Origin of the sequence: Microbacterium marinilacus (assembly GCF_019753765.1) — a bacterium.
Classification (GTDB): Bacteria; Actinomycetota; Actinomycetes; order Actinomycetales; family Microbacteriaceae; genus Microbacterium; species Microbacterium marinilacus.
Map to the genome: position 1 here is coordinate 1 of NZ_JAIJZW010000012.1, position 23,226 is coordinate 23,226.

General features: G+C 72.8%; 18 protein-coding genes. 9 read left to right on the forward strand and 9 right to left on the reverse strand.

All coding sequences use genetic code 11. From position 1 onward, the window contains the following. The first annotated feature begins 916 nt into the window (after positions 1–916). The 8 genes from K5S26_RS16005 to K5S26_RS16040 all read left to right on the forward strand — a co-directional run bounded on the left by K5S26_RS16005 (position 917) and on the right by K5S26_RS16040 (position 11,026). A complete protein-coding gene (locus K5S26_RS16005; RefSeq protein ID WP_221860038.1) occupies positions 917–3,454 on the forward strand; it encodes a cysteine peptidase family C39 domain-containing protein in 2,538 nt (845 codons plus the stop codon). Next, positions 3,451–4,995, forward strand: a complete 1,545-nt coding sequence (locus tag K5S26_RS19230) for an ATP-binding cassette domain-containing protein (RefSeq protein WP_221860040.1) — start codon at positions 3,451–3,453, stop codon at positions 4,993–4,995. Before K5S26_RS16005 ends, K5S26_RS19230 begins: the two co-directional genes overlap by 4 nt. A gap of 200 nt (positions 4,996–5,195) precedes the next feature. Next, positions 5,196–6,047 carry a phosphatase PAP2 family protein gene (locus K5S26_RS19235; RefSeq protein ID WP_221860042.1) on the forward strand — a complete coding sequence of 284 codons (852 nt, stop codon included), beginning with the start codon at positions 5,196–5,198 and terminating at the stop codon, positions 6,045–6,047. Positions 6,048–6,102: 55 nt separating this feature from the next. Beyond that, entirely contained in the window at positions 6,103–7,419 is a 1,317-nt protein-coding gene (locus K5S26_RS16020; protein WP_221860044.1) for a glycosyltransferase, read from the forward strand. A gap of 10 nt (positions 7,420–7,429) precedes the next feature. Continuing rightward, positions 7,430–8,320: a glycosyltransferase gene (locus K5S26_RS16025; RefSeq protein ID WP_221860046.1), complete on the forward strand. Its 891-nt coding sequence runs from the start codon at positions 7,430–7,432 to the stop codon at positions 8,318–8,320. Further along, positions 8,317–9,276, forward strand: coding sequence for a glycosyltransferase family 2 protein (locus K5S26_RS16030; RefSeq protein WP_221860047.1), 960 nt, complete (start codon positions 8,317–8,319; stop codon positions 9,274–9,276). The genes K5S26_RS16025 and K5S26_RS16030 overlap by 4 nt, the downstream gene beginning before the upstream one ends. Continuing rightward, positions 9,273–10,067 carry a polysaccharide deacetylase family protein gene (locus K5S26_RS16035; RefSeq protein WP_221860049.1) on the forward strand — a complete coding sequence of 265 codons (795 nt, stop codon included), beginning with the start codon at positions 9,273–9,275 and terminating at the stop codon, positions 10,065–10,067. Before K5S26_RS16030 ends, K5S26_RS16035 begins: the two co-directional genes overlap by 4 nt. Beyond that, on the forward strand, positions 10,064–11,026 hold the full coding sequence (locus K5S26_RS16040; protein ID WP_221860051.1) for a glycosyltransferase family 2 protein: 963 nt from the start codon (positions 10,064–10,066) through the stop codon (positions 11,024–11,026). The genes K5S26_RS16035 and K5S26_RS16040 overlap by 4 nt, the downstream gene beginning before the upstream one ends. Positions 11,027–11,081: 55 nt before the next feature. Here K5S26_RS16040 and K5S26_RS16045 read toward each other — a convergent pair whose 3' ends face one another. The 8 genes from K5S26_RS16045 to K5S26_RS16080 all read right to left on the reverse strand — a co-directional run bounded on the left by K5S26_RS16045 (position 11,082) and on the right by K5S26_RS16080 (position 18,658). Next, positions 11,082–11,621, reverse strand: a complete 540-nt coding sequence (locus K5S26_RS16045) for a DUF6036 family nucleotidyltransferase (protein WP_221860054.1) — start codon at positions 11,619–11,621, stop codon at positions 11,082–11,084. After that, a complete protein-coding gene (locus K5S26_RS16050) occupies positions 11,618–12,124 on the reverse strand; it encodes a helix-turn-helix domain-containing protein (protein WP_221860056.1) in 507 nt (168 codons plus the stop codon). The genes K5S26_RS16045 and K5S26_RS16050 overlap by 4 nt, the downstream gene beginning before the upstream one ends. A gap of 91 nt (positions 12,125–12,215) precedes the next feature. Then, positions 12,216–13,400 (reverse strand): GNAT family N-acetyltransferase, encoded by a 1,185-nt coding sequence (locus tag K5S26_RS16055; RefSeq protein ID WP_221860058.1) that lies wholly within the window; start codon positions 13,398–13,400, stop codon positions 12,216–12,218. Then, positions 13,397–14,572, reverse strand: a complete 1,176-nt coding sequence (locus tag K5S26_RS18830; RefSeq protein WP_221860060.1) for a GNAT family N-acetyltransferase — start codon at positions 14,570–14,572, stop codon at positions 13,397–13,399. Before K5S26_RS18830 ends, K5S26_RS16055 begins: the two co-directional genes overlap by 4 nt. Then, positions 14,569–15,642, reverse strand: a complete 1,074-nt coding sequence (locus K5S26_RS16065) for an acyltransferase family protein (protein ID WP_221860063.1) — start codon at positions 15,640–15,642, stop codon at positions 14,569–14,571. Before K5S26_RS16065 ends, K5S26_RS18830 begins: the two co-directional genes overlap by 4 nt. Beyond that, positions 15,639–16,739 (reverse strand): HTTM domain-containing protein, encoded by a 1,101-nt coding sequence (locus tag K5S26_RS16070; RefSeq protein ID WP_221860065.1) that lies wholly within the window; start codon positions 16,737–16,739, stop codon positions 15,639–15,641. Before K5S26_RS16070 ends, K5S26_RS16065 begins: the two co-directional genes overlap by 4 nt. Beyond that, entirely contained in the window at positions 16,736–17,302 is a 567-nt protein-coding gene (locus K5S26_RS16075) for a hypothetical protein (RefSeq protein ID WP_221860066.1), read from the reverse strand. Before K5S26_RS16075 ends, K5S26_RS16070 begins: the two co-directional genes overlap by 4 nt. Before the next feature lie 126 nt (positions 17,303–17,428). Further along, positions 17,429–18,658 (reverse strand): glycosyltransferase, encoded by a 1,230-nt coding sequence (locus K5S26_RS16080; protein WP_221860068.1) that lies wholly within the window; start codon positions 18,656–18,658, stop codon positions 17,429–17,431. Positions 18,659–18,772: 114 nt separating this feature from the next. On the opposite strand from K5S26_RS16080, the gene K5S26_RS16085 reads away from it, so the two are divergent. After that, entirely contained in the window at positions 18,773–19,972 is a 1,200-nt protein-coding gene (locus tag K5S26_RS16085; protein WP_221860070.1) for a glycosyltransferase family 4 protein, read from the forward strand. Here the strand turns inward: K5S26_RS16085 and K5S26_RS16090 are convergent. Further along, a complete protein-coding gene (locus K5S26_RS16090) occupies positions 19,923–23,225 on the reverse strand; it encodes a hypothetical protein (protein ID WP_221860072.1) in 3,303 nt (1,100 codons plus the stop codon). The two genes, K5S26_RS16085 and K5S26_RS16090, sit on opposite strands and share 50 nt — an antisense overlap. Position 23,226 lies beyond the last annotated feature (1 nt).

The window sequence follows — 23,226 nt, forward strand, 5'->3', positions numbered from 1 at the left end:
AACCCGACCCGCCGGCACACCGCGCTCGGCAACCTCAGCCCCGTGGAGTTCGAACGACTTCACATCCCCGCCGCAACCGCGGCATGATCAACACAGAGAAACCGTCCGGGAAACCGGGTCACGCTCCGAACTCGTCGAAGGGAGGTGTGCTAATGCCCGCGAAGACGGACGTGAAGGCTGGTCCCTTCACCAAGACCAACTGATGCAGCAGGGGCGGGACCGGACGGTCTCCCCTCAGTCTCATGATGGTTCTCGAACACTCGTTGGAGGGAGGTGTGCTGATGCCCGCGAAGACTGATGTGAAGGCTGGTCCTTTTGTCCGGACCAGCTAGAACTTGCGTGCGTCGTTCCAAAGAACGGCGCCGGGGGCGCGAGTAATACGGGCGCGCATTAACGAGGGAGGTGTGTCATGCCCGCGAAGACCGATGTCAAGGCTGGTCCCTTCACCCGAGGAAACTGACCTGATGCGACGACATCTTTCGCTTACGACAGGCACTGTGAAAGGAGGTGAGTGTGATGCCCGCGAAGACTGATGTGAAGGCTGGCCCCTTCACGCGGACCAACTGACCTTTTCGCGCCCGCGGGGTGCGATTGCTGTAGTGGAGCGTGGACGGAGGTGAGTGCGATGCCCGCGAAGACTGATGTGAAGGCAGGCCCCTTCACGCAGACCAACTGACCTTTTCGCGCCCGCGGGGTGCGATTGCTGTAGTGGCGCGTGGACGGAGGTGAGTGCGATGCCCGCGAAGACCGATGTGAAGGCCGGGCCCTTCCTCCGGACCAACTGACTTATGCGAAGGCGCCTGATGTGGAAGCTCGCGGTTTTGACTGAGCGGCCCAACGCACGCGTCAAGAGACAGCCTCGCGGGTGGTCAGCGTCATCGCCGACCGCCCGCGAGGCTACTGATAGGGAGTGGCGTTGACGAGGAAGAAGCGGAGCGCGCCTGAGGTGATCCAGACCTCGTGGCTGGACTGCGGTCCGGCGGCGCTTACGTCATTGTTGCGCGGGCACGGCTCGCCGGCGCCGTACGAGAAGCTACGCACGATGTGCAACACGGGCGTCGACGGCACCTCCATCGACAGCATCGAATCGGTAGCCGTCTCTGCGGGCCTGGACGCGGTGCAGATGGTCGTTCCCGCTGAGCAGATTCTCGCGGTTCCGGAGGCGTATCTTCCAGGAATCGTCGTGTCGCGGCTCCCGGACGGGTTCGCGCACTTCGTGGTGGCCTGGAAAAGGGGCGCCAGGAGTATGGCGTTGATGGACCCGGCGACGGGTCGAAAGAAGCAGCCTCACTCCTCGTGGAAGTCGGAGCTCTATGTTCATGAGCTCGAGGTTCCGAGCCAAGCATGGCGGGAGTGGGCCCTCGGGCCAGAGTTCAGCGAGGGCCTGATCCGCCGGGCAGTCGCGGTGGGGACGTCCCGTGATCGTGCGGTCAGTCTGCTGGACCTGGCGGCTCAGGATCCAGGGCCTCGTGGCCTCGGCGCGTTCGACGCTGCGCTCCGTCTCGAGGAGCATCAGCGGCGTCTCTGGCGACGGAACGCCGTGTCGGTGTTCCGTCGGCTCCAGTCGCATGTCGTCAGTCGCGGGGCGCACCTCGACCCCGACCTGTGGTCGTGCGTCGTCCCCGAACAAGAGCAGCAACCGGAATCGGTCAGGCTTAGAGGAGCGGTTATCCTCAGCGCCACGTCTTGGGACCCGGACCGAGCGACACCGAATGCGCGGGCAGAATTGGAGGCCGTCGAACCCGACCCGTTGAAAACGGTGCGCGATGCAGTCGCGCGGGTCGCCTGGCTTCCGCCTGTGCTCGCGGTGACGGCTGTCGCGGCAGCGATCGCGCAGGCGCTGCAGGTCGTCCAATTCAGATCCTTGCTGAGCGCGGCGAGCGTCGAGGTCGGCTGGGTGCTCGCGACCATTCTCTGTCTCGTGACCGCACGAGGTCTTTCGACCGTGGCCGCCCAGAAGCTCGGACGGGAGCTCGACGATCACGTTCGTCGTTCCTGGTTGAGTGCGCCGCGCTCGTTGCCGACGTCGTTCATCCGGACACGTCCGGTCTCCGACATCGTGTTCCGCGCCCATGCCACACATCGGCTACGGGAGTTTCCACTCGCTGCTGCACGGTTGCTGACCGCTGCCGGAACCGCAGCCGCGGCCACGATCACCGTTCTCGCCTTGGCGCCGCAAGCCGCGGGAGTTGTCGTGCTTCTTCTCGTCGTCGCCATCGGGATACCCTGGGCCTTCCTCCGCTCGATCATCGAGGCGGATGCGCGTGCCCACACGCTCAGCGGCTGTCTGGCGAGGCCGGTCTCCGATGTCCTGCTCGGTGCACAATCCATCCGCCAGAGGGGGCTCACCGCTGCGATCGTGGCCGAGCACGACGCCCTCGCGCTCAGCTGGGAACGCGCGCTCCGGCGCCTGGCCGCTCTCACCGCTATGTCGAAGCTTGCAAGCGGCGTCTCCGGGGCGGTCTTGCTCACATGGTGCCTGTCCATCGCCGTCCAGTACGGGGCGGAGATCGCACTGGCCGTCGCGATACTCGGCGTGCTGATCGTGGATGCCGGTGCGAGCTTTGTGCAGACTCTGCAGACGATGCCCAATGTGCGTTCGACGCTTCTGCGTCAAAGTGGCCCGCTCAATGCGGCATCGGTCGGCAGAAAGCCTCTGGAGGCACTCGACGATTCCGCGGTGGCCGTAGCTCTGCGCAAAGCTTCTGTCGTCATCGGATCCGTCGGCGTCTTGAACGACGTCGATGTCGAGATACCGGGTCGCGCGCATGTTGCGGTGGTCGGACAGTCGGGCTCGGGCAAATCGACTCTTCTCTCGGTGGTGACGGGAGCGACCGAGCTGACCGGGGGCTCCGTCGCTCGTCATCGCTCAGCACTCGGTGGAACGGCCTGGGCCGGTCCGACAGCGTGGCTCTGGAACGGCAGCGTGCGGACCAACGTGGAGTTCGGTTCCTCGAAGCTCGCGCCGACTGTGGGTTCCCGCCTGTCGGCGGCCGGAGCGAAGGATCCCGTCGGGCTCGCGAACCGTCAGACCGGTGAAGGCGGTGCGCTGCTGTCGGACGGGGAAGCGCAGCGAGTCCGCTTGGCGCGGGCGCTCGGGCGTCCCCGCGCCGGTCTCGTCGTGCTTGACGAGGCCATGCGCGGCCTGCCTCGCGATCAGCGCACCACGGTCTTGCGAGCCGCTCGTGAGATCTGGTCCGATTCGACGGTCCTTTGCGCGCTTCACGAGGTCGCCGACGCCACATCCTTCGATCTCGTCATGGTGATGGACCACGGGCGGGTGGTCGAGTTCGACTCGCCGGCTGCCCTTCTCGCGAAGGACGACAGTCGGTTCCGTTTCCTCCTCGAGGCGGCCGAGAAGCCGATGAGCGGTTGGAGCCGCGTCGATCTGATGCTGCGTCAGGAGAGTGCATTGTCCCCTTTGCGCGATGGCGTCAACCAGCCGCAGGCGTGACCGTGCGCCCGTCGATGAGACCTTCGGGACTGCTTGTCGCCTCTATAGGCCTGGAGGCGACCGCAGTCGTCGTCCTCGCCTCGGCTCTCGGCCAAGTCGGCACGGACCTGCTCGCGGAACGCGCGGTCGCATGGCCGGTCTTCGCGTTGCTCATGGCCTTGTTCGTCGTGCTGCGAGCGACGGCCGGCTTCGCCGCCGGAACCTACGGTGCGACCCTCGGGACCCTGTATCGGCGCCGTGCGCTGACGGCGGCCGTGTCGGCGCCGCCTGATCATGTGCGATCGGTGGGACCGGGCGCGGCGTTGATGAAGGCGCTCGATGTCGAGTCCGTGGGCGACTTCTTTGCCCGTACAAGCACGGGCGTGATCCTCGGCGCGGTCGAATCGGTGGCGGCGTTCGTCGTCATCGCGGTCTTCCAGCTCCCTGCCACCATGGTGGTCTGCCTGGCGACGGCGATTGTGTGTCTGGTCGTCCTTGCCATGGCGTTGGCTCGCGCGCGAGCCCGGTGGCGGTTGTCCCGACTAGGCGTGACCACGGAGACGACCGAAGGAGTGCTCGGTTTGGAAACCGCGCAAGTCTTCGAACGAGCGCACGCGAGCACCGATCAGATCACGGCCCGCCTCAGAGAGTATGGGCAGCTTGCTCGTCGCATGGACCTGATCGCAGTGTGCATCACCGTACTTCCCGGTTTGACGCTGCTGGCCATGTTCCTCTCGGTGTTCATCGCGGCTGGCACATCGAGCGAAGCCTCGACCGCGATCGGCCTCGGAGCTGTCCTCCTCTCCGCATCAGGCCTCGAGCGCCTGGCGCAAGTGAGTAACGACGCCGTCTCCGCGATCGATGCCTCCCGAGGGGTGGCAGAGCTCAGACAGCTCGGTGGTGTGACGTCATCCGCTGACGCGCTGCCTTCCGGGGAGGGGCGACTCGGCACGCGCCGGCATCGCCCCGCTGATGCCGGCGGAGAAGGGGTCCTTCTCCGCGCGTCTGACATCACGGCCACCTATTCGCCCGGCGAAGGGTTGACCGACCCGGTGAGCCTCACCGTGCGTGACGGCGACCGGCTGATCATCGGCGCGCCGTCGGGCTTCGGAAAGACGACATTCGGCGAGGTGCTTTCTGGGGAGCGAGCCCCGACTTCGGGCGCCGTATGGCGCCGCGACGGCATCGTCGTCGCTCGAGTACCGCAAGCGGACGATGACCACATGTTCGCGAACAGCCTGCTGTTCAACGTCGCCGCTGGCGTGGAGTGGCCACCCGGGCCTTCTGTGCAGACGAGAGTCGGTGCTCTCCTGGATGAGCTCGGGCTCGACGAACTGCTGCGCGGAATGCCCGCGGGACTCGCGCAACCCATCGGTGAAGGGGGATGGCGGCTGTCTACGGGCGAGCGCACACGGATATCGCTCGCCTCAGCGCTGTTGAGAGAGCCCGATCTTCTCATCCTCGACGAGTCGATCGCGACGCTCGACGGAGCCACCCGTCAACGCGTACTGGACGCATGCACTCGTCACAGCAGAGCCACGGTGCTTTTCGCGCACGTGTGAGCGGAAGACCGCGCTACGGTTCTGGAGAATCGAGAGCCTCGCGCGGCGCGTGTATCAGACAGATGGTGCGACGCTCCATCAGGTCATGGCGACAGCACGAGGCGTCGAAGCCGCGCGGCGGCGCGCGTCAACGAAGCCGAGCGTCGCCGCGCCCTCACCCCGTCGCGCGCCCCCGGCGCCGTGAGGGACGGGCGGCGCGCGTGACCACGACCGGCGACCCGGCCGGCTCGGCGGGCGCGGCCGTAGGCGGTCGGCTCGCGCGGGCGGCGATGTTCGCCGCCGCACTGCTCGCGGTCCACGTGTGCTTCGCCTCGACCCGCGCCGGTCGCGAGATCGACGACGCCAGCATCGACGCGTTCTCGTGGGCGCGCGACCAGGGCGCGCTCCCGCTGTTCCAGCTGAGAGAGGCGGTACCGCTTGCGCTGCTGCTCGCCGTGGTCGCGGCGGCGGTCGTCGCGCTGACGCGGCGCCGGGTGAGGCAGGTGCTCGCCGCGGCGGCGCTCCTGGGCGGCGTGTACGTGCTGAGCGCCGTGCTGAAGCGGATGCTCGTGCTCGCAGGCGCCGGCATCGGCGGGGAAGGCATCGGCGGCGAGCCGGCAGGCTCCTTCCCGAGCGGGCACACCGCGCTGGCGCTCGCCGCGGTCGTCGCGCTCACCTGGCTGCTGCCGCGGCGCGCGCTCCGCCTCGTGACGCTCGGCGGGGCAGCCCTGTCCGTGTTCACCGCGATCGCGTCGGTGGCGGCCTTCGCCCACCGCGGCAGCGACGTCGTCGGCGGCGCGCTGCTGGTGGGCGCCGTCGCCGCGCTGCTGTGCTCCCACGAGCCCGCCGCCACGGCCGGTCACCGGGATCTCGGACCGGGAGTGCTCGCACTCGTCTCGGCGGGCATGTCCGCGGCGATGCTGCTGGTCGCGATGTCGCGCGCGGGATCGGACATCGCAGGGCCGCTCGTGCTCGGCCTGACGCTCGCGACGACGGGCGCCGTCGGCGCCGTGTTGTGGGAAGCCGTGCCCCGGCAGAATCCGTCGTCGACCCGACGTATCACGGTCGGCTGACGCTGCTCCTCACGACCGGGACTGCACGGAGGCAGGCCCGGGAAAAGAGGCGGTCATGGGCGGACGGGTGCTGCGGCACAGCGCTGAACGGCACAGCGCTGAACGGCACAGTGCTGAACGGTACGGCGTCGAGAGGCACAGCGCCGATCGGCGGGTCGCGCGGGGCGAGCCGGTGGTGGCGCTCGCACACGACTACCTCACCCAGCGCGGCGGCGCCGAGCGCGTGGCGCTGTCCATGGGGCGGGCCTTTCCCGGGGCGCCGCTCTACACGACCCTGTACGAGCCCTCGCAGACCTTTCCGGAGTTCGGGGCGCTCGACGTGCGACCCAGCAGCCTGAACCGCCTGTCGCCGCTGCGGCGCTCGCACCGCCTCGCGCTGCCGCTGCTCGCGCACGACGTCGACGCCATCCGGGTCGACGCCGACGTGCTGCTCGTCAGCTCCAGCGGCTGGGCCCACGGCATGCGGAGCTCTGGGCGGAAGGTCGTGTACTGCCACGCGCCCGCCCGCTGGCTCTATCAGACCCAGCGCTACGCGAGCGGGGGCTCGATGCGCGGCGCCGCGACGCGCGCCGCCGTCGCCACCCTCGGATACGGACTGCGGCGCTGGGATCGGGAGGCGGCCCGGTCGGCCGATCGCTATCTCGTGAACTCCACCGTCATCCAGCGTGCGGTGCGGGACGTCTACGGCATCGAGGCCGAGGTCGTCCCCCCGCCTGCCGCGTGCCGTCCCGCCGGCGAGGAGGACCCGGATCCGACGATCGAGCCGGGGTTCCTGCTCGTGGTCGCGCGCCTGCTGCCGTACAAGAACGTGGACGCCGTGGTGCGCGCGGCCGGGCTGCTGGGCGACGTCGACGTGGTCGTGGTGGGGGCGGGCCCCGACCGGGACCGGCTGCAGTCGATGGCGGGACCGCGCGTGCGCTTCGCGGGCACGGTGACGGATGCGCGCCTCCGCTGGCTCTACCGTCACGCGTCCGCCCTCGTCGCCGCGTCCTACGAGGACTACGGCCTGGCGCCGCTGGAGGCCGGGGCGTTCGGGCGTCCGGCGATCGCGCTGCGCGACGGCGGATTCCTCGACACGGTGCGCGAGGGCGTCAGCGGCGTGTTCTTCGACACCCCGGAGGCGGAGCCGATCGCCCGCGCGATCGAACGTGCTCGCGCGACGGCGTGGGACGCCGCCACGATCGCGGCGCACGCCGACTCGTTCAGCGAGGAGAGCTTTATCGACAGGCTGCGCACGGTCGTGGCGGACGTCGCCGGCCGCACGCCTCTGTCGGCGCCCGCCGCGCCCCTCGCGGCCCCCGTGCCCACGCCTTCGCCAGTGCCCGCGCCCGTCGCGACGGGCGACACGGCCGAGATCCCCGTTGCCGCGTAAGGAGACCGGAGTGCGCGCGCTGCCCGAGATCGTCGTCGTGGCCTACGGCGCGCCCGCCCTCCTGCGGGAGACGCTCGCGCCGCTCGCGGGCTTCGCGGTGACGGTGGTCGACAACTCCTCCTCGCCCGAGGTCGCCGCCGTCGCCCGCGAGGTCGGGGCGGCGTACTGGGATCCGGGGGCGAACCTCGGCTTCGGCGCCGGTGTGAACCACGCGCTCGCCCGGCGCCGGACGCCCGGGGCCGACGTGCTGCTGCTCAACCCCGACGCCGTCGTCGACCCCGACGCGATCCGGGCGCTCCAGGCGGCGATGCACGCCGAGGCCCGCATCGCGACGGTCGGGCCGGCGCAGTTCGACGCGGACGGACAGCGCGCGCAGGTGAGCTGGCCGTACCCGCACCCCCTCGAGTACGTCGCGCGCATGGTGCGGCTCGAGCGGTTCCTGCGCGAGCGTCCGCGGTACGTCATCGGATCGGTCCTGCTGATGAACGCCGAGGCGCTCGCGAGCGTCGGCGGCTTCGACGAGGGCTTCTTCCTCTACGCGGAGGAGGCCGACTGGCAGTACCGCGCGCACCAGGCCGGATGGCGCAACGTGGTGCGCCACGACGTGACGGCCACCCACGTCGGGGCGGGCACGAGCACCGACCCGGTGCGCCGAGAGGTCTTCCTGCAGGCCGGACAGGAACGGTTCCTGCGCAAGCACTACGGCGTGTGGGGCTGGCGGGCCGCGCGATGGGCGGTGGTCGTGGGAAGCCTGCCCCGACGGGTGCTGCTGCGGGGAGCGCGTCGGGGCGCCGCCCGCGATCGGGGCCTGCTGTTCCGACGCGGGCCGGTGGCGGTCGAGGCGACGTACCGGCCTCGTGTTCCGCGCGCCGCCGGCGCCGCCGACGGCGGTCGAGCGTGAGCGCGCCGCGGGTGAGCGTGGTCGTCGCCACCAACCGCACGAGCCCCCACCTGGCGGAGGCGCTCGAGTCAGCGTGCAGGCAGACCCTGGTGCCGGTCGAGATCATCGTCGTCGACGACGGATCGCCCGACGCCGCCGCGGTCGCCGAGGTGGCCGCCTCCGCCGGCGCACGGATCGTGCGGCTCCCGCCTTCCGGCGTCAGCGTCGCGCGCAACGTCGGGGTCACGCAGGCGTCGGGGGAGTACGTGGCATTCCTCGACGACGACGATCGCTGGGCGCCCGAGCGGCTGCGCCTGCAGGCCGCGGCGCTCGCGAGCGACCCTGGGGCCGTGGCGAGCTACTGCGGGATGCGGACCGTCGACGAGGCGGGCGTCCAGGAACTCGCGCCCGCGGACCAGGTCGCCGTGGCCTCGCGACTCGACGTCGCCCGCCGGCTCACGGGGATCATCCTGCCCAACCTCCTGATCCGCCGCACGGCGCTCGACGCGGTCGGCGGCTTCCACTCGCGCCTGCGCCTCGCGGAGGACCTCGACCTGGTGCTGAGGCTGGCCGAGCGCGGGACGTTCCGGTTCGTGCCCGAGCAGCTCGTCGACTACCGGGCGACGAGCACCAACACCACGCGCCGGCACAGAGAGCTCGCCCGCGGCATCGAGGAGGTGCTGCGCCTGCACCAGGCGGCCGCCTCCGCGGCGGGCGACGTCGACCTGGTCGCCGCGCTCGGCGAGAGCCTGCGTGCGAACGCCCGTTTCGCGTGGTGGGCCGCGGGGCGCCGAGCCCGCGCGCTGGTGCGGGACGGGCGACCCGCGCGGGCGGCCGGCGAGCTGTGGTGGGCGCTCGGCCATGCGCCCGGGGGCCTGGTCGACGGGCTCTCGCGCCGGCTGGGGAGCGCCGGGAAGGCTCCGGAGAGGAAGCTCGAGCCGATCGGCCCGGCTCATGCGGGAGCGGTGTCGCCGTGACGGCCGCGCCCCTCCTCGTGCGCTCGCGCGACATCTGGCGGCAGCCCGCGCCGCGCGGTGGCGAGTTCGCCGCCCGTGCCGTGGCGCCGCTGCCCCCGTTCCTCACCGCGTCGTTCGGGGTGTTCTGCGTGGAGACGACCGAGCCGGTCGTCGCGCTCACCTACGACGACGGGCCGCACCCCGAGCACACACCCGGCATCCTCGACGTGCTGGCCGAGCGCGGGGCGACCGCGACCTTCTTCGTCCTCGCCGACCAGGTGGCGGCCCATCCGGGGATCGCGCGGCGGATCGTCGCCGACGGGCACGAGATCGCCCTGCACGGCGCCGACCACACGGCGCTCACGACGCTGCCGGACGACGAGGCGCTGCGGCGCATCCGAGACGCGCGCGCCCGTGTCGAGGACGTCGCCGGCGTGCCGGTGCGGGTCTTCCGGCCGCCCTACGGCAAGCACACCTGGGGCCAGGCGCTCGGCGTCCGTCGGATGGGGATGGAGCTGATGATCTGGTCCGGGCACGCCTGGGACTGGGTCGACGCCGAAGGCGCCGCCGTGGCGCGGCGGGCGCTGGAGGAGGTCTTCACCGGCGCGATCCTGCTGCTGCACGACCACCGCGCCGACCCGCACACCCTCGATCCGGGCGAGCGCCTGCCGGCGTTCGACAAGGCGGAGGTGCTGGACGAGATCCTCGTCGGGCTGATGCAGAGGGGCTTCACGACGGTCGGGGCGAGCGCGCTGCTCGCCGCCCACCGGCACGTGCGCAGCGCTCTGCGCGACAGGATGGTGCGCGAGTGACGCCGGCGGTGAGCATGGGGCCGGCGACGCCGGCGATGAGCGTGGTGATCCCGGCGTACGACGCCGAGGCCACGCTGGGCGAGCAGCTGGCGGCCCTCGCGGGTCAGGATGCGGAGGTGCCGTTCGAGGTGCTCGTGTGCGACAACGGCTCCACCGACGGCACGGCAGAGCTCGTGCGGGCGGCCGCGCTGACGTGGCCGTGGCTCCGACTCGTCGACGCGTCCGGCCGGCGCGGCGCGTCGGCGGCGCGCAACATCGGCGCCGCGGCGGCGCGCGCGCCCGTGCTGCTGTTCTGCGACGCGGACGACGTCGTGAGCCCGGGCTGGGTGCGTGCGTTCGACGAGGCGCTGCGGGGCGCCGCGTTCGCCGCGGGAGCGGTGGAGCACGCACGGCTCAACGGAGGGCGGGACTGGGACTTCGGGTGGGACCGGCCGACGTTCGTGAACCCCGCCCTGCCTCAGCTGCGCGCCGGAGGATCGGGCAACATGGCGATCCGCGCCGACGCGTTCGCCGCGGTCGGCGGGTTCGACGAGCTGCTCTTCGCCGCGGAGGACATCGACTTCTCGTGGCGGGTGCAACTGGCGGGGCACGCCCTCGTCGAGGCGCCGGCGGCGATCGTGCACGTGCGCAAGCGCGCGGGCCTCGGCGCTGCGCTGCGCCAGGCATACGCGAAGGGCGCCGGAGCGCGGGTGCTCTCGCACCGGTATGCGGCGATCCGTGAGGCGCTGGAACGCGAGGCGGCGCCCGACCCGGCGACCGACCCCGAGCTGCGCGCGGCGGGCGGACGGGGCCGAGCGCGGCTGCGGCGGCTGCCGGGCGGCGTCGCGGCGATCCTCCGCGCGCCGGCGCGGGCCACCGTGCACCTGGCCGCGCTCGCGTACCGCGCCGGCTACCGGCGCGCCCGCGTGGACGGTGTCGTCCAGCTGGCGCCCGCGGCGGCGCTGCCGTCGACGCGCTGAGGGGCGCCGCGCCGAGAGCCCTCATCGAATGGCTCCGCCCGCGCGAACCTGTGGTTCAGTCCGCGTACCGCTGCAGATGCTGCAGCGAGCGCTCGCGTCGGAGTGCGTGTTCGTCGGGGATGAGCTTCGTGCGGTCGATCAGGGTGGGAACGCTGACCAGCTTCGCCTCGATGAGTGCGCCGACGAACTCCCGGTCCTTGTCTCTGGCAGCGATCAGCTTGGACACCGCCAGGTCGTGCGGCTCCAGAAACCGGGGCTCGGCAGGACGCGAGGACTGAAGGTCCCAGTGAACGAGTCGGTCCCGCCATCCCTCCGGCAGGATCGCGGTCTCGATGTGGATGCCTTCCGCGTAGTAGCCGTTGTTCGCATGGAACGATGACATCTCGCCGATGGCCCCTTCGACCTTGTCGGCCTTGGCGCGTTCCGGGTCGTCGAGGAACGCGATGTCGGCTTCGATCGATGCCGTCGCCCGCGCGGGCAGGAGGGTCTCGTCGAAGGAACCGAGAATCGACTGCGACCCGATGACGAGAACGTCCTCGTCATCGGCGATGCGACAGGCCGATCGCAGGATGTGTGCGAGCTGCTGACGATTCATGCGGCGGGCTTCCGTCGGTGTCGGTCCCAGTCGGCTCGGAACGAATCCAGGATCTGCGTGCGCTGACGATCCGAGAGCACACCCGCGAAGGGACTGTTCTGTCGGAGTTCTCGAGCGCGCTCTCCGGTGTCGACCAACACTTTCGCCACGGCCTCCACGCCATCGGAGATGAGCTGCTCCCACTCATCGAGATACTGCACGGCCTTGCCGTCGGGGCGGTGACGCCCTCGCCAGCGAGCGATGTTCTCGGACGCCTTCTCCAGGACCCGGTCCGGCTCGAGGACGAGCTTTCCGACGACGGCGCGGTGCAGCCAGAGTGAGCGTGTCTGCTCGTAGGTCATCGTGGGCTCGAGGAGACGCTCGACCGCCTCCCGGTCCACGCGTCGATGAGTGCCGGCCCTCGCATGCGGCAGCACTCCGCGGTCGCAGAGGTCGACGACATGCTGGCGAGATCTGCCGAGCAGGTCGGCCGCCGCCCCGGTCGTGATCCATCGCCCGTCCATGTTCTCGATCTTACCTCAAACACCAGAAACACAACGATAGCCGGAGTGTGAACACCCCGTCCCCGGCCGCGCCGGGCCGGGTCGACCCGACTCAGCCGGACGCGCGCACACCCCGCCGCGCGCGATCGCGCACGCGCCTCGCGAGAGGCAGAGCGCGCAGCAGCAGGCGCGACGAGGCGCTCGTTCCGACGAGCAGGTCCACCCGGTCCCGGCGGTCCGGGTACAGCCCCGTGCCCGAGGTGTAGAACGGGTCGAGGTCGGGGTCGAAGAACCTCTCCGCATCGGTCGCGGACATCCGCGCGAGGCCCAGCACGCGCCCGATGTGCCCCACGCTGAAGCGAGAGAACCGCTCGTCGTACGAGTCGATGAAGCCGAACACGCCGTCCCCGGAGCGCAGGTTCACGGCCATGTGCAGCACCTCGTCGCCGGCCTCCAACGAGAACAGCCGCAGGTCGCCGTCGGCCTGGAACGCCTCGGCGATGGCGCGGAACCATCCCGCGGTCGCCGGGGCGAGCCCCATCGCGAGACCGCCGGCCGCGGCGTCGCCCTTCCAGCCTGCCGACTGCAGGGCGAGGAACGCGCCGACGCGGTCGGACTCGTCGCTGCGGTCCATCAAGGCGACCGGCTCGTCCACCGCGGCCTGAAGCCCACGGATCGAGCGGCGCAGGTTGCGGACCGCCTTCGCGCCGGCCGTCGGCAGCGCCAGCTCGGCCGGCAGCTCGACTCCCTGGCGATCCTCGACGCGATCGGCGGAGGCCCTTCCCGGCGTCGGCGGGGCATACCCGGCCCGGGCGAAGGCCCACGCCCGCCGTCCCACCTCCTCTTCGCGCATGCCGTGGCGCGACAGCGTCGCCGCCAGCGCATCGGCGAGCGGGCCGTCGCCGACGAACTTGTGCAGCACGAGCAGCCCCGGCAGTCCGTGCTCGCCCACGCCCGACAGCAGCGCGTCCACGGTCGCGTCGACGGCATCCCGATCGACGAGCGGGTGATGCCGCTCGGCGTGCGTGCCGAGGAACCGTCCGGCGGTCGACACGGCGCGGAAGGGCAGGCCCCGCCAGGCCGGCTCGACCGTGAACGCCAGCAGACCCCTCAGCGCGTCGTCGTCCTCCGCGAGCAGCACCATCAGGTCGCCGGCGTCGGGATGCAGCCGCTGAGACGGGATCAGCCATCGCGGGTCGAGATAGACGTTCGGCTCGAGCGCGCGGTCCGCCAGTGCGCGCCAGCGCTCGACGTCGCGCGCCGTCAGATCGGCGACGCGCACCGCCCGCGTCCTCATGCGACGGCCTCCGGCCGGGGCGCGGCCGCGCGACGGCGCCCACTGGCCCACGCGTAGGCGCGCAGCGCGGTGCCGCGCACGACGCCGCGCGACGCGAGCAGGTAGCTCTCGTAGAGCTTCGGCTGCGGATACAGCTGGAGCGAGGGTCCCTGAGCGCGGCCCAGGCACGGGTCGAAGAAGTCCGTGCCCTCGCGGGAGAGCAGCAGCTCGGTCTGCACCGCCTTGCCGAGGTTGCCGGGGCTGAACCGTGCGGCGCTCTCGTCGAAGGCGTCCCGCAGCGCGAACGCACCCCGCCCGGAGCGCAGCACGATCGACATGTACACGCGGGACCCGCCCGCCGAGATCTCGAAGACGGACAGCTCGTCCGTCTTCCGGAACCGGGCGGCGAGGGCGCGCAGCCAGTCGTCCCTGCCCAGCACCCGGTAGGCGGCGCCGTCCCTCGACGGGTCGCCCTTCCACCCGGCGGCCTCGAGGTCGAGGAAGTCCTCGATCGCCGCCGCGTCCTGGCCGCGATCGACGATGGATACGACGCCGAGCTCTCGCACCATGCCGCGCAGTCGCCGCAGGATGTCCTTCCTGCGGGGCGTGGTGAGGTGCGGCTGGGCCGCGACGATCGCGGCGAGGTCCTCCGTCGGGGCCGGCCCGACATCGGGGCCTCCCGCACCGCCCTCGACGCTGCGAGGCGGCGTCCACGTGCTCGAGAAGGACGACAGCGTGTGTCGCGGCAGCCGGAGCGAGCCGGCGGCCTGCCGCAGCGCGTCGGCGACTGCGCCCTCCGCGGGCACGTCGACCATCGCCAGCAGGCCGGGGGTGCCGCGCCGCCGCATCCCGCGCAGCAGCGTGCGGGCGGCGGCGGCGGGGTCGGCGGCGCTCAGCAGCGGACGGCGGAGCGGGATGACCGCGTCCATCAGCGCGCCCGACGTCGCCGCGGCCATCGGCGAGAACCCCTGCAGCTCCACCCGCGCGCGGGTGAACGCGTGCACGGCGACGAGCGCCCCCGCGTCGCGGGCGAGCGCCACGCGGAGCTCCGCCGCCTCCGGCCAGTGCTCCACGCAGGTGCGCAGGAAACGGGGGTCGAGGAAGGCGTTGGGCTCCACGGCCGTGCGGGCCAGGGCCTCCCACTCATGCGCGCTCTCGACGGCGTCCGTGAGTGTCGCGACCTCGACGCTCACGGGGTGGCCCGCCCGAGGTCGCCGGCCTGGGGGAGCGCGCCTCCCGGCGGCGCCGGGCGCGGCTGCGGGAGGCGGAACCAGGAAGGCCGGTCGAACAGCCCCGGCACGTGCCGCACGAGCCGGTGGACGACGAGGCTGCCCGCGAACGCGGCGGCGACGAGCGCCGGCACGAGCAGCGGCACCAGAGCGGACGGCCAGACCGGCACGAGGCCGAGCAGGAACGTGGCGAGGGTGAGCACGTACCAGTGCAGGAGGTACACGCGCAGCGTGTCGGACCCGAGCCGCGCGAGCCAGCCGAACGCGCGTGCCTGGGAGAGCGCGATCGCGAGGCCGCAACCGGCCGGGACCGCCAGCAGGCTCATCGAGAGCCACACGACGACGTTCTGCGGCGCGCCCGCGACGCGCAGGGCGGCCACCAGGCCCGCGTACACCATCGGCGCGACGAGCGCCTGCCACGCGCGCACGCGCGGCGCCAGGGCGCGCAGCCGCGGGCCGATCGCGACCGCGAGCAGGAAGAACAGGAAGTACTCGCCGATCTTCACCCACTCCTCCGTCATCGGCGGCAGGAGCCGACCCGTGTGGAACAGCACGGTGACCCCGACCGCGAGCAGCAGCTGGACGAGCATCGGGAGGCGCCGCAGCAGCCACGCGAGCACGAAGTAGAGGACGATCGCGTACACGAACCACGTGGCCGCGTTGGGCCAGACGGGCAGCAGCAGGAGCGACTCCCACAGCGGAAGGCCGGTGCGCGCGACGAACGGGATGGCCTGTGCGACGAGCAGGCCCACCGCCGTCCAGAGCGTGTAGACCCAGACGAGCCGCAGCAGGCGGCTGTCGATGAGCCCGCGCAGGTCCTTCGCCAGCGCGCGCTGCGCGAACAGCCCCGCGGTGAAGAAGAACAGCGGCATCCGGAACGTCTCGATGACGCCCGAGTACTCGTCCCACCGCCACTTCGGCAGCACCTCCAGGTAGTCGAACTCGGCGTGGAGCAGCACCACGAGGATGATGGCGATGCCCTTCGCGGTGTCCGCCCACGTCTCGCGCGTCCGTACGGGAGCCTCGGTGGTCATGGTCGCCTCTCTGCGTCGGCGGGAAGGGGTGGCGGGAGGACGTCGGGAAGGACGGCGGGGGCGGGCGAGGGCGGCGCCTCGTCCGTGCTCGTGCGGCGCGCCCGCCGGCGCGCGGCGAGGACGCCCAGCAGCTCCCACTCGATGAGGAAGAAGCACACGAGGCGGTACATCGTGAAGTCGAGCCCCATGAGCATGCCGATCGTGGTGTGCATCAGGATCGCCGCGATCAGGAAGACGCTGCGGAGCCTCGGCACGAGCAGCAGGAAGCCGGCCAGCTCGAGCGCGACGGTCGCGATCGACAGAACGGCCAGCGCGGCCGGCGTGTGCGCGAGCCACTCGGCGACGCCGGCCAGGACGGCGGACGGATAGCGCCCGTAGGCGGCGTTGGCATAGGTGTACATCTCGAGGCCCAGGTCGTCGCGCCACGTCGGCGCACCGCCGCCGATCACGTACACCGTCGAGCCCGAGGTCAGCCCGCGCAGGTAGAACCCCAGCGTCTCGCCGTTCAGCCATGACATCCCGCCGAATCGGATCTTCGAGAGGCCGGACGTGGTGTACGTCACGGCGAGGAGCAGCAGGATGACCGTGACGCCCCACTGCCGGTGCGGCGTCGCGCGCCACGCGCGCAGACCGCCGAGACCGCCTCGCCACCGTCGGATGGCGCCGTCCACCGAGACCGCATCGGTCCCCGGGCAGAACACGAGCACGATCAGCACCTGCGCCGCGAGGGACGCCTCGTGGTCGAAGACCCCCTGCCCGGCCTCGACGGCGAACGCCAGCGTGCCCAAGGCCGCGACGACGAGCAGCGCGGGGCGCGTGAAGAGCCCGATGACGCTCAGGACCATCGCGAGCGCCAGGACGACGGCGACGGCGGGGTGGCCGAGCAGCAGGTCCTGTGCGCCGGAAGGCAGGAGGCTCAGCAGCCAGCCCTCGTGCAGAGGCTCCGGGGCGACGTCCTGCCAGCTCCGGATGGTTCGGTGCGCCCGCTCGCCGAACGGCAGCACCAGGGCGATGCGCAGCCAGCTGAGCCGGCCCTGCCACAGCAGCGGCAGCGCCCGCCGCGCCGCAGGGGCAAGCGCGAGGAGAAGCCGCTTCACGAGGCGGCGCCGTAGCTGTGCGTGTACTGCCGGGTCGCCGTGTCGTAGCGCCCGACGAGGGCCGTGCCGAGCGGCGCGCCCGTGCCGTCGACAGCGTCGACGTAGACGTCCACGCGGTCGTACGCCTCACCGCCCGCACGGAGGCGGTCGGCGAGGGCGCCGATGAACCCGGACATCCGCTCCGCGAGCCGGTCGGGAGCCGCGTCGGCCGGGTCGAGCTGTCGGAACGGGGCCGTCTCGTCGAGGGGCGCGTAGACGAACGAGGCGAAGTAGCGCATCAGCTCGACCTCGCTGTGCCCCGTGCGCTCGATCGGCAGCGGCTCGGATCTCTCCCGTGCTGATCCGTCCCGCCCGGTGCCCTCGCCGCGCACGCCCTCGAACCGGAACGCGTAGAGCCGCGTGTCGGCGTCGACATAATGGGCGAACATCGGCGCGACCGTGAAGGGGAAGTCCTCGACTCCGCGAGCGATGACCCAGACGTTCGGCACGAGCACGACGGCCGCCACCACGACCGGCAGCACGCGATCGCGCAGCAGCGACGCGAGGGGCGGCGTGCGCGTCATCGTGACCTCCGGCTCTGGCGGGCACGGAAAGACCCGCGCCGAGAAGAGGGAGCGTGGTGCCCCTGCCGTGATACCCGTCCGGCGATACCCGTGCGGGCGGGCGGCGGTGCGTTCAGCGACGCGGCGCTATGACGACCACACCCTCCAGACGGCGTCGGCCGTGTGCTCGATGGCGAACCGCGCGGCCATGGCGCGCGCGGCCTCCGCGCGTGCGGCGCGTGCGGGGGCGTCGTCGAGCGCGAGTCGGACGGCGTCGGCGAGAGCGTCGGCGTCGCCGGGGCGCACCAGCACGCCGTACGCCGTGGCGCGGACGGCCGGAGCCGGCGACGGCTCGCCCGACGCCTCGGGATCCAGGATCTCGGGCACGCCGCCGGCGACCGTGGCCACGACGGGCACGCCCGCGGCCGCCGCCTCGGCGACCACCTGGCCGAACGGCTCGGGCACCGGCGAGGCGTGGACGAGCAGGGTCAGCTCGCGCAGGTGCCGCCCCGGGTCGGCGGCCCAGCCGGTGAACTCCACCCGGTCGCCGATCCCGAGCCGCTCCGCCAGGACGTGCAGTCCGGCCTCGTAGTCGTCCTCGCCGAACACCGCGGCGCCCACGACCCGGAAGCGCGTCGCAGGATGGGTGCGGCGGACGGCCGCCGCCGCCTCGAGGAACTCCCGCTGCCCCTTGGTGGGGCTGATGCGGCCGATGATGCCGACCACGGGTGGGCCGTCGGGCTTGGGTGCGGGCGCGAAGGCCTCCGGCGCGAGCCCCGGGTAGGCGACGGAGGCACGGCGACGGGCACGGGCGGGGAGCGTCCGAAGCGTGGCGCGGGAGTTGACGACGACAGCGCGGGGCCCGACCGCCGCCAGGGCCTGCAGGGCGACGACCACCGGCGCAGGCAGGTAGTCGCGGGCCAGGCGGTCGTGCAGGTGCCACACCCATCGTCGTCCCGCGAGGGGCGCGGCGAGGGCCGTGATCACCGCCGCCTTCAGCGAGTTCGCCACGACGACCTCCGCGTCCGCGCGGCGGAGGGCCCGCGCCACCCGCGGCACGAAGGCCGCCGTGCGCGCCAGCGATCGTGCCAGTGCGAGGGGGGAGAGCAGCCGCTCTCGGGCGGTCTCGTTCACCGCCGGGTCGAGCGGGAGCACCGCGGTCGGGACGCCGGCGGTGCGCAGGCGGTCCGCGAAGGGGCCCGCGCTGAACAGCAGGGCCCGCACGTCGGCCCTCGTCCCGTGCAGTCGCTCCACGACGCGGAGCAGAGCCAGCTCCGCCCCCGACTCCCGACCGGTGTGGTCGATCACCACCACCCGGGGGAGACGCTCGGACGCGGGCGCCTCGTCCGAGCGCTCCGCCGCAGCGCGCACCAACACGGTCGTCCTCCCGTCCCGGGGTCGTCGGCGAGAAGCCTATCCCCGTCGCGTCGGCGCGCGAGCAGTGTCGCCTCGGCCCTGCCGTCGCGGGCGCCGGGCTCATAGGGTGTTCGCGTGAGGATCGTGCTGGCGACGAGTTCGTACGCCCCCTATGTCGGGGGCGTCGAGGAACACGTCCGCCACGTGGCCCGAGTGCTCCTCGAGCGCGGGCATGACGTCGTGGTGTGGACGGTCGCGCGGGACGGCCGTGCCGGCGTCCGCGAGGTCGACGGCGTGGAGGTGCGCGACCTGCCGTCGCCGCTGCCGGCCCGTTCTCTGCGCGCGATCCTGGGGTTCGCGTGGCGGCTGCCGCCCGCGGCGGCCGCGTGGCTGGGGGCGGCGCGTTCCGCCCGGGCCGACGTCCTGCACGTGCAGTGCTTCGGGCCCAACGGCACGTTCGCGCGGCTCGTGGCCCGAGCGCTGCGGGTGCCGCTCGTCGTGAGCTCCCACGGCGAGACGCTCGCCGACGACGGCGGCGTCTTCGACGCCTCGGCCCTCGCTCGCGCCTCCCTGCGCGCCGCCCTGGCGCGGGCCGACGCCGTGACGGGATGCTCCCAGGTCGTCGTCGACGACTTGGAGCGCCGCTTCGGGCTCGCCTCGGGCCGCGGCGAGGTCGTGTTCAACGGCATCGACGCCGAGGAGGCGGAGCCGGCCGCACCGCCCGGGCTGCCGCCGCGCTACGTGGCCGCCGTGGGGCGGCTGCAGCACGTCAAGGGCTTCGACCTGCTGATCGACGCGTTCGCGGCGGCGTCGCTGCCCGCCGACGTGGGGCTCGTGATCGGAGGCGACGGCCCGGCCGCGGAGGCGTTGCGTGCGCGCGCCGAGGAACGGGGCGTCGCCGACCGGGTGCGCTTTGCCGGTCGGCTCAGCCGCGCGGAGGTCGCCGGGCTGTTCGGCGGGGCGGCGGCGGTCGCGGTGCCGAGCCGCTTCGAGGCGTTCGGCATCACCGCGCTCGAGGCATGGCGGGCCGGCGCGCCCCTCGTCGCCACGACGAGGGGCGGCCCTCCCGAGTTCGTCGCCGATGGCGTGGACGGCCTGCTGCGCGACCCGATCGACACGTCCGCGTTCGGGGCGGCGCTGGCCGAGCTGGTCGATGACGCCGGCCGCGCCCGGGCCATGGGCGCTGCCGGTCGCGCGCGCGTCCCCGACTTCTCGTGGGAGGACGTCGTCGCCCGGTACGAGGCGATCTATCGCACCGTGACCGGAGACCGCGATTCGGTCGGCGCTAGCGCCCCGCAGGGCCCCACGCCGAGATCGCCGCGACCGACACCATGAAGTCCGACTCGGTCTGCAGTCCCCGGAACGGCGGCGGCAGGCCGCCCGCGAACCCCGTGTCGTTCACGTCGAGCACGCGCGTGCCGCGCACCGTCGTCCACGGCACCTCGAGCCGGACGGCGGTCGCGGTGACGGGCTCGAACTCGAACAGGGCGACGCGCTCCCAGAACTGGTCCTCCTGGCGGGCGACGACGCGCCACTCGCCGTCCTCGGTCAGCACCGACAGCGTGTAGTCGCGCAGTCCGGTCTCGCAGCACACGATGCTGCCCGTCGCGACGGCGATGCGGTCGAGCTCGGCCGGCTCGGACAGCGCGATCTCGACGGCGGGCGCGTCGTCGACGGCCCCGTCGGGGAGGCGCCCCGAGCGCCACGGCCGGTAGGGCGACACGTCGCCCGACGTGATCGTCTGCGGGTCCGCGTCCACGTGCGTCGAGCTCGTGGTGACCGCGCGCCCGGCCAGCAGGTCGTCGTCGAACGGTTCCGACGGCTCGAGCGAGATCTCCGCGCCGGCGGGGGCGAGGAGGAACAGCGGGCTCCCGGTGAGCGTCAGCTCGGCGCGCCCCTCGCGCAGGGGCACCTCGCCGCGGGCGCCGTAGACGTCCACGGTCTCGAGCGTCTCCGCGTCGGCCGTCGCCGTCACGGTGATCCGCGCGTCGTCGCTCCACGCGGCGACGAGGTCGGTGTCGCCGCCGAAGCGCATGGCGTGCGCCAGCGGGTGCGCCACGTCCAGCAGCTCCCCGCGATCGCGACCGTCGATCAGGCGCGACACCGTCGCGAACGCGAGAGCGCCCGGCTTCACGTGCGAGCCGTGCTGGACGAGCGACCAGCTCAGGCCGTTCTCGCCCCAGCCGCCCTCGCTGAAGAAGTAGGTCCAGCCCGCCACGTCGTCGTGGTCGTACCAGAGCAGCTTGCGGGCGACCACGGCGCCCTGCGCCCACGAGGCGGCGCCGCCGTCGGAGGTCCATCCGCTCTCGGTGTCCCAGAGGGGCAGGGCGGCGCAGTCGGGGCCGAGGACGGCCCGCAGCTCGTCGAAGCCCGCGCCGTCGGCGCTGAAGCCCTCCTCCTCCCACGACCTGTTCCAGCCGGTGTACGGGTGCACCGCGACGGCGTCGATGTGGGCGCAGACGTCCGTCGTCACGGCCTCCTGCCACCAGTCGAACGCGAAGCCCAGGGTGTTTCCTCCGAGCACCGTCGCCGCCGGGTCCGCGCGATGAGCGGCGTCGGCGAAGGGGATCTCGACGGCACGCACGAACTCGGCCACGTCGCCGTCCCCATCGGCGCCGCCGAGGTTCGGCTCGTTCCACGGCGACCAGTGGGCGATGCCCGGTGCGCGGCGCGCGAACTCGGCGACGAGCACCTCGACCCAGCCCTCCCACGTCCCGGCGTCGACGGCACGCAGCTCGGCCTCGCCGCCGCGGCCGACCTGGACGACGAGGTCCACGTCGTCCTCCTGCGCGAGGCGGGCGGCGGCCGCGAGGTCGGCGAACGCCGCCGCCATGGGGTCCGCGCCGTTCCCTGCCTCGGCGAGCTGCACCCCGGGCAGCGCCGACCAGTCGATCCCGTCCGCCGACGGCGTCGCGGTGGGGTCGGGGACGAGCGCGCCGAAGTCGAGCTGCACGCGATGGCTGTCGACGCCGAGCGCCGTCGCGAGCTGAACCCCGCGCAGCGGGGCAGGACCGCCCCAGTCGGCGCCGTCCGCCAGGCCGCCGAGGTCCAGCTCCGCGCCCTCTGCGCCGATCGAGTAACGCAGGCACGACCCGGACAGGACGTCGTCGGTGCGCGTGTCGACGACGGCGAGGCTGACCTCGTACGCGCCCGGTCGCGGCTCGGGAAGCTCGAGCGGGGTGCGCCCGCCGCCGGACGGGATGGCGGCGACGCGCTCCGGCTGTCGCACGGGGTCGGCGAGGAGGGGATCGCCCGAGACCGTGTAGCGCACCTCCAGGTGCGCGTCCGGGGTCTCGTCCCGCACGCCCCAGCCGCTCTCGGCCCGCAGCGTGACAGCCGGCGTGACGCCGGCGTCGAAGTGGTCGAACGGCGCGTCCGTGCCGGCGCCGATCCCGATGCCGAGCCGAGCGAGGGTCTGCTCGTTCGCGGCGGTGAGCGAGACCGGCGCCGAGAGGGCGGCGGTCAGCTGCTCGCTCGTGAGCGTCAGCACGCGATCGACCTCGCCGTCGCGCACGAGCACCCAGTACGTGCCGTCACGCTCGATCAGGGCACCCGCCTCCCAGAGCGACAGCCCCGCCTCGCCCGTGGGCCAGAAGCCGCGGCGCACGCCGACGGCGTCCACCCATTCGATGCCGATCTCGCTCGCCACCAGGAAGCCCTCGCCGCCCGGCCCGGGGGCGACGCCCCGCAGGGAGGAGAGCGGCGGAGTCGAGCCGTCGCCCTGCGTGGCGAAGGGGACGTTCAGGGAGGTGGAGCCGTCCGTCAGATCGACCGCGCGGATCGCCGCCGCACCGGAGGAGTCCGCCGGGGTGACCTCGACCACCGTCGACGCGCCGATGGCCGCGACCTGCGACGACGCCAGCTCGTCCCGCACGCCCAGGTACTCGCCGTCCTCGCGGAACGCGTGCACGGTGCGCTCGCCCTCGCCGACGAGCACGGCGGGGGCGCCGTCGAGCTCGGCGACCCACGCCACGTTGCGGAGGTCCAGCGGGTGTCCGGTGGTCTCCTCGCTCTGCGGCACGGGGAAGCTGCCCGTGCGCTCGCCGCCGGCGTCGATGGCGGTGAGCGCGCGCCGGCCGTCGTAGGAGTCGATCGCGAAGACGGTGCCGTCGTCGGCGATCGCGATGGAGCCGTTGTCGTGGACGGCGCCCGACGCCTCCGCGCCGAGGTCGTACGAGATCGTGTCGAGCGGGCGTCCGGCCTGGTCGTGGCGCACCAGCTGCATCTCGCCGCGCTCGTCCGCCCGTACGACGACGAGGCTGTCGGCCGTGGCCAGGAGGCCGAAGGCGGGGGCGCCGGCCGGGAGGTCCCAGCCGTCCGGCGATACGGCCTCCGTGTCGAGGGCACGGTCGGCGGTGATCGCCCCGATGCGCTCGCCCGGGAACCCGCACACGCCGGTCGCGTCCGTCCCCACGGGCGCCGGCCCCGCGACCGTGGTGGGCTCCGGGTCGCGCGGGCCGACCACGACCGCCGTGACCGACACGACGATCGCGGCCGCGCCCACCGCAGCCCCGAGCAGGATCGCCGGCCTCCTCGCCCGGCCCGCGCGACGGCGCGAGCCGGGCGGGGGAGCGGGAGCGGCGGGCATC